The sequence below is a fragment of the Streptomyces zinciresistens K42 genome, from assembly GCF_000225525.1.
GTDB classification, from domain to species: Bacteria; Actinomycetota; Actinomycetes; order Streptomycetales; family Streptomycetaceae; genus Streptomyces; species Streptomyces zinciresistens.
Genome location: NZ_AGBF01000285.1, coordinates 1 through 6284 on the forward strand (window position 1 = coordinate 1; position 6284 = coordinate 6284).

The 6284-nt window shown below is 71.1% G+C and carries 7 protein-coding genes; all 7 read left to right on the top strand.

Annotated features, from left to right (window positions below):
- Window positions 1-16 precede the first annotated feature (16 nt).
- Window positions 17-781 (top strand): HipA family kinase, encoded by a 765-nt coding sequence (locus SZN_RS34540; RefSeq protein ID WP_007504434.1) that lies wholly within the window; start codon window positions 17-19, stop codon window positions 779-781.
- The gene (locus tag SZN_RS34545; protein WP_007504436.1) at window positions 778-1227 is read left to right on the top strand and encodes a DUF3037 domain-containing protein; all 450 of its coding nucleotides are present in this window, start codon (window positions 778-780) and stop codon (window positions 1225-1227) included. Before SZN_RS34540 ends, SZN_RS34545 begins: the two co-directional genes overlap by 4 nt.
- A gap of 113 nt (window positions 1228-1340) precedes the next feature.
- The gene (gene fabG, locus SZN_RS34550; protein ID WP_007504437.1) at window positions 1341-2102 is read left to right on the top strand and encodes a 3-oxoacyl-ACP reductase FabG; all 762 of its coding nucleotides are present in this window, start codon (window positions 1341-1343) and stop codon (window positions 2100-2102) included.
- Between the two features lie 20 nt (window positions 2103-2122).
- Window positions 2123-2884: an SDR family oxidoreductase gene (locus SZN_RS34555; RefSeq protein WP_007504438.1), complete on the top strand. Its 762-nt coding sequence runs from the start codon at window positions 2123-2125 to the stop codon at window positions 2882-2884.
- 191 nt (window positions 2885-3075) lie between these two features.
- Window positions 3076-4656 (top strand): ABC transporter substrate-binding protein, encoded by a 1581-nt coding sequence (locus tag SZN_RS34560; protein WP_007504439.1) that lies wholly within the window; start codon window positions 3076-3078, stop codon window positions 4654-4656.
- A 140-nt stretch (window positions 4657-4796) separates the two neighbouring features.
- On the top strand, window positions 4797-5480 hold the full coding sequence (gene ung / locus SZN_RS34565; RefSeq protein WP_007504440.1) for a uracil-DNA glycosylase: 684 nt from the start codon (window positions 4797-4799) through the stop codon (window positions 5478-5480).
- A 177-nt stretch (window positions 5481-5657) separates the two neighbouring features.
- Window positions 5658-6113: a hypothetical protein gene (locus tag SZN_RS34570; RefSeq protein ID WP_007504441.1), complete on the top strand. Its 456-nt coding sequence runs from the start codon at window positions 5658-5660 to the stop codon at window positions 6111-6113.
- Window positions 6114-6284 lie beyond the last annotated feature (171 nt).

Genomic DNA, 6284 nt, shown 5'->3' on the forward strand with positions numbered 1-6284 from the left:
CCAGTAACCTGGAGCGATGCTCAAGGAAGTCATCGCGACCCGCTACATCACGCCGCTGCGTGAGGGCGGCTCGCTGCCGGGACTCGTCGAGGCCGACGACTTCGGGACGTACGTCATGAAGTTCACGGGCGCCGGCCAGGGCCGCAGGACACTGGTCGCCGAGGTCGTCAGCGGCGAACTCGCCCGGCGGCTGGGCCTGCGGGTGCCCCGGCTCGTGACCGTCGCCCTCGATCCGGTGCTCGGACTCGGCGAACCCGACCAGGAGGTGCAGGAGCTGCTGCGGTCCAGCGGGGGCGCCAACCTCGGCATGGACTTCCTCTCCGGAGCCCTCGGCTACGACCCCCTCGCCTTCGAGGTGAGCCCCGCGGAGGCGGGACGCGTCGTCTGGTTCGACGCGCTGGTGAACAACGTCGACCGGTCCTGGCGCAACCCCAACCTGCTGATGTGGCAGGGCGAACTGTGGCTCATCGACCACGGCGCGACCCTGATCTGGCACCACAACTGGCCCGGCGCCGAAGCCTCCGCGCACCGCCCCTACGACGCCTCGGACCACGCCCTAGCCCGCTTCGTCCCCGATGTCGCGGCCGCCGCGGCCGCCCTCGCGCCGCGTGTCACCGAGGAGCTGCTGACCGAGGTGACCGCCGAGATCCCGGACGCCTGGCTGACCGGCGAGCCCGGCTTCGACACCCCCGACGACCTGCGGCGGGCCCATGTGCGGGCCCTGCTCGCGCGCGCCGCCGACGTCCATGAGCGCCTCACCGGCATCGAGGAGACCACATGAGCGAGCGGCACATTCACATGGCCGGCCATGTGGTGGAGCGCCACATCATCCGGGGCGGCGAGGCCAACGACCGGGACGTCTTCGAGTACGCCCTCCTGCGCGTCGTCCCCCGCGTCGAGCGCGGCGAGTGCATCAACGCGGGTGTCCTCGTGTACTGCCGCGCGCGCGGGTACGTCGGGGCCCGCACCCACCTCGACGAGGTCCGGCTGCTCGCCCTGGACCCCGACGCGGACGTGTCCGGCGTGCGGGCCGCCCTCGGCGCCGTCGAGCGGGTCTGCGGCGGCGGCGAGGGGGCGGGGCAGGCCGGCGGCGACGACCCGGGCCGGCGCTTCCGCTGGCTCGTCGCCCCCCGCTCGGCCGTCGTCCAGCCCGGCCCCGTGCACACCGGCCTCACCACCGATCCGGCGGCCGAGACCGAGCGGCTGCTCGATCTGCTGGTGCGGTGAGGCGGGGGTGATGGATCACATGCGCGCGGTGGCCGTTGACACCGCGTGCCGGGACTTCTAGCGTCACGTCCATCGAAGGTACTAAGCGGTCGCTCATCCGAGGAGAGTCACAGATGTCCACCACTGAGCAGCGGGTCGCCGTGGTCACCGGCGCAGCGCGCGGCATCGGCGCCGCCACCGCCGTACGGCTGGCCGCCGAGGGCCGCGCGGTCGCCGTGATCGACCTCGACGAGGCCGCCTGCAAGGACACCGTGGAGAAGATCACCGCGGCCGGCGGCAAGGCCCTCGCGGTCGGCTGCGACGTCTCCGACGAGGCCCAGGTCGAGGCCGCCGTCGCACGGATCGCACAGGAGCTCGGCGCCCCGACCATCCTGGTCAACAACGCGGGCGTGCTGCGCGACAACCTGCTGTTCAAGATGAGCGTCTCGGACTGGGACACCGTCATGAACGTGCATCTGCGCGGTGCCTTCCTGATGGCGAAGGCGTGCCAGAAGCACATGGTCGACGCCGGCTTCGGCCGTATCGTCAACCTCTCCTCGTCCTCCGCCCTCGGCAACCGCGGCCAGGTCAACTACTCCGCCGCCAAGGCCGGACTCCAGGGCTTCACCAAGACCCTCGCCAAGGAACTCGGCAAGTTCGGCGTCACCGCCAACTCCGTCGCCCCCGGCTTCATCGCGACCGAGATGACGAAGGCCACCGCCGACCGCATCGGCATGGGCTTCGAGGACTTCAAGGCCGCCGCCGCCACCCAGATCCCGGTGGCCCGCGTCGGCGAGCCCGAGGACATCGCCAACGCCATCGCCTTCTTCACCGCCGAGGCGGCCGGATTCGTCTCCGGCCAGGTGCTGTACGTCGCCGGCGGACCGCTCGACTAGAGCCGGAAGGAGACACCGCCATGACGGAACTGCCCGAACTCTCCGGCAAGGTCGCCCTCGTCACGGGCGCCAGCCGAGGCATCGGCTACGGCGTCGCCGAGGCACTCGTCGCCCGCGGCGACCGCGTCGTCATCACCGGCCGCAACGAGGACGCCCTCAAGGAGGCCGTCGAGCGACTCGGCGCCCAACGCGCCGGGTACGTGGCCGGCAAGGCGCACGACGAGGCCCACCAGGCCGTGGCCGTCGAGCACGCCATGGAGACCTTCGGCCGGGTGGACTTCCTGGTCAACAACGCCGGCACCAACCCGGTGTTCGGACCCGTCGCCGACCTCGACCTCAACGTAGCCCGCAAGGTCTTCGAGACGAACGTGATCTCGGCGCTCGGCTTCGCGCAGCGGACCTGGCACGCCTGGCAGAAGGACAACGGCGGCGCGATCGTCAACATCGCCTCCGTCGCGGGCATCGCGCCCTCGCCCCTCATCGCCGCCTACGGCGTCAGCAAGGCCGCGCTGATCAACCTGACCCAGCAGCTCGCCCACGAGTTCTCGCCCGGTGTGCGGGTCAACGCGATCGCCCCGGCCGTGGTGAAGACGAAGTTCGCGCAGGCCCTGTACGAGGGCCGGGAGGCGGAGGCCGCCGCGGCCTACCCGCTGGGCCGGCTCGGGGTGCCCTCCGACATCGGCGGCGCCGCCGCCTTCCTCACCTCCGACCAGTCCGACTGGGTCACCGGACAGACGCTCGTCGTCGACGGCGGCATCTTCCTCAACGCCGGCGTCGGCTGACCCGCAGCACCTCGACAAGGGCCCCGCCGGACACCGGCGGGGCCCTTCTTCACGCCTTCCAGGACCGCCGAATCCGGTGACAACGTAGTCAAACCAAGAAGGTGAAAGTGCTTGTGCGACGAGAGGTTCACAGACCGTGAGCCTGCGGTATGTTTCACCGACCTTGGTACGGCAGATCGAGGAGCGTGCGCGTGTTCAACCGGATCCGACGCCTGCGACAGGTGGCGGCCATCGCGTCCATATCGTCCCTGGTGGCCGGATGCGGCGTCCTGTCGTCCGACTCCTCGCAGGACAAGGGGCCGATCATGGTGGGGACGACGGCCGCCCCCAGCACCCTCGATCCCGCCGCGTCCTGGGACAGTTCGTGGGAGCTGTTCCGCAACATCTACCAGACGCTGCTGAGCTACCCCTCCGGAGCGACCACGCCCGAGGCGGACGCGGCCGAGAACTGCCGCTTCACCGACCGCACCAACCGCACGTTCCGGTGCCAGTTGCGGGACGGCCTGAAGTTCTCCGACGGCCACGCGCTCGACGCCAAGGCGGTGAAGCACTCGATCGACCGCATCCGGAAGATCAACGTCAACGGCGGCCCCGCCGGACTGCTCGGCAGCCTCGAACGCGTCCAGGTGCTCAACGACCGCGAGGTCGCCTTCCAGCTCGACAAGGCCGACGCGACCTTCCCGTTCGTGCTGGCCACACCCGCGATGTCGATCGTCGACCCCGCCGAGTACCCGGCGGACAAGCTCCGCGAGGACGACGAGATCGTCGGCTCGGGGCCGTACACCCTGCAGGGGTACGACGAGGGCAAGCAGTCCGAGCTCGTCAAGTACGCCGACTACAAGGGCTACGCGGCGCGCAAGAACGAAGCGGTGACCATCCGCTACTACCAGGACTCGCCCACCATGGTCGCCGCGCTGCGCGCCAAGAAGCTCGACGTCGCCTTCCGCGGCCTCGCCGCCAAGGACATCGTCGACATCCAGGCGAACGACAAGGACCAGCTCCAGATGATCGAGGGCTCCGGCACCGAGATCAACTACCTGGTCTTCAACCCCAAGGACCCGACGGCCGGGAAGGCCGCCGTGCGCAAGGCCATCGCCCAGGTCGTCGACCGGGCGGCGATCGCCCACAAGGTCTACAAGGACACGGTGGAGCCGCTGTACTCGATGGTCCCCAAGGGCCTGACCGGACACACCACCGGCTTCTTCGACGACTACGGCGACCCCAGCGTCAGCAAGGCGCGCAAGATCCTCACCGGGGCCGGCGTCCAGGCGCCCGTCCCGCTCACCCTCTGGTACACCAGCGACCGCTACGGATCAGCCACCAAGGCGGAGTTCGAGGAGCTGAAGACCCAGCTGGAGAAGTCCCGCCTGTTCAGGATCACGCTCAAGAGCCGGCCCTGGAAGACCTACGTCACGGGCTACCAGAAGGGCGAGTACCCGGTGTTCGGACGCGGCTGGTTCCCCGACTTCCCCGACGCCGACAACTTCATCGCCCCCTTCGTCGGCGACCAGAACGCCCTCGGCACGCCGTATGTGACGCCCAGGATCACCGAGACGCTGCTGCCCAGCTCCCGGGCCCAGAGCGACCGGGCCAACGTGGTCAAGGACTTCGAGGAGGCCCAGCGCATCCTCGTCGACGACGCGCGGCTGCTGCCGCTGTGGCAGGGCCGCCAGTACGTGGCCGCGAGCGCCGAGGTCTCCGGCGCCGAGCGCGCCCTGGACCCCTCGACGATCATGATGATGGGCGAGCTGTCCCGCAAGACGAGCTGGTAGCGCGGGTGTGCGGCGGACCGGTCCGCCGGGACGTGCGGCCCCCGGGGCGATTGTCAGTGGGCGCCTGTAGGTTCTGAGAACCGGACACGACCCCGGTCGTGGACCGTACACCGTCTGCCGTACAGCGTAAGGAAGTTGACGTGACCGACACCGCCATGCTGCCCGAGTCCTGGCGCGGGGTTCTGGGCGACGAACTGCAGCAGCCCTACTTCAAGGAGCTGACGGAGTTCGTCGAGGAGGAGCGGGCGAAGGGTCCCGTCTACCCGCCGCGCGAGGAGGTCTTCGCGGCCCTGGACGCCACGCCGTACGACCGGGTGAAGGTCCTCGTCCTCGGCCAGGACCCCTACCACGGCGAGGGCCAGGGCCACGGCCTGTGCTTCTCGGTCCGCCCCGGGGTGAAGACCCCGCCCTCCCTGCGCAACATCTACAAGGAGATGAAGGAGGAGCTCGGCCTGCCCGTCCCGGACAACGGCTATCTGATGCCGTGGGCCGAGCAGGGCGTGCTGCTGCTCAACGCGGTGCTGACGGTCCGCCCCGGCGAGCCCAACTCCCACAAGGGCAAGGGCTGGGAGCAGTTCACCGACGCCGTGATCCGCGCCGTGGTGAGCCGGCCCGACCCGGCCGTCTTCGTCCTGTGGGGTGCCTACGCGCAGAAGAAGCTCCCCCTCATCGACGAGACCCGTCACGTGGTCGTCAAGGGCGCGCACCCCTCGCCGCTGTCGGCGAAGAAGTTCTTCGGCTCCCGTCCATTCACGCAGATCGACGAGGCGGTGGCCCGGCAGGGCCACCAGGCGATCGACTGGCGGATCCCGGACCTGGGCTGACCGGTGCCGCCGGGAAGGTTAACCGGTTCCCGGCAGACCTTCCCGGCCACGGCGGCAGGCGGGGCCGGCTCCGCGCGGACCGGCCCCGCGGCCTGCCACGGGGGCGCCTGACCTGGATCGCCGGCCCGGCCCGTTAGCGTCGGGAGGGACCAGCCGACGAGGGCCCCGGAGGACGCGGTGACGGAGCGACAGGAGCGGACGGCGCCGGACACCGTGCCGGCGCGGATCGGGCAGATCGTCATGCTGCACCACGCCGGGGACCGCGAGGAGGCCCGGCGCCGGCTGCTCGACCTGTGGACCGAGCTCGGCGAGGACGGCGACCCCGTGCAGCGCTGCACCCTCGCCCACTACCTGGCCGACACCCACGACGACCCCGCCGACGAACTGGCCTGGGACCTGAGGGCGTTGACCGAGGCGGAGGGCGCCGGGGGAGCCCCCGCCCTGCGGGCCCTGTACCCCCTGCTCCACCTCGACCTGGCCGCCGACTACGTCAAGCTGGACCGCGCGGAGGCCGCGCGCGCCCACCTGCGCCGGGCACGGCAGTCGGCGGACGCCCTCGGGGACGACGTCTACGGCGACGGCGTGCGGGCCCGCCTGCTGCGGCTGGAGGGCCGGCTCGGGCAGAGCGGCTGACGGCCGCCGGCTCAACGCCCGTACGACTGCTCGCAGATCCGCGACTCGGGGCTGTCCGGGCGCCAGCCTCCGTACCTCCTGCCCAGCGCGCAGACGTCCCCGCCGCCCCCGGCCCGCGGGGGCACCGCGCGCGGGGCGTCGGGGACCGATCCCCGCGGCCGCTGCGGTGAC